This is a genomic window from Microbacterium sp. H6 (assembly GCF_003314775.1).
Classification (GTDB): Bacteria; Actinomycetota; Actinomycetes; order Actinomycetales; family Microbacteriaceae; genus Microbacterium; species Microbacterium oxydans.
Window position 1 is genome coordinate 1 of the sequence record NZ_QOAY01000181.1, and the last position, 417, is coordinate 417.

General features: G+C 67.9%; 1 protein-coding gene. It reads right to left on the reverse strand.

Annotation, left to right across the window (positions count from 1 at the left end; all coding sequences use genetic code 11):
* Nucleotides 1-178: 178 nt before the first annotated feature.
* The coding region (gene ruvX / locus DSP71_RS23650) for a Holliday junction resolvase RuvX (RefSeq protein ID WP_258546390.1) at nucleotides 179-417 on the reverse strand (239 nt) is incomplete at its 5' end.

Sequence of the window (417 nt, forward strand, 5' to 3'; positions counted from 1 at the left end):
GGTGTGGCCGTCCCCTCCCCCGAGGCCGCTTCCCTCGCGGCACGTCGCGATCCGGGAGCAGGCGCGCTGTCGTCCACGGTCGGAATCTGTCTCGTCGGTTCGGGCAGATTCTCGAACAGGTCCCCCAGCCGGGCATCGGTGTCGGGCTCGGGTGTGGCGCTGTCACGTTCAGACATCGTCAGGCGTGCTCCTCGTCAGGCGAGATGGTGGCACCGGCCGGGTTTCCGGTGCTCTTCTCCATGTCGATCGCCTGCTGCAGAAGCACCACGGCGGCGACCTGATCCACAATGCTACGAGACTTCTTCTGAGATCTCCCGGAACTGCGCAATGCCGCGTGGGCGGTCACGGTGCTCAGCCGTTCGTCCACGAGCCGCACCGGGAGCCCACTGCGCACCTGGAGCGCGGCCGCGAACTCGC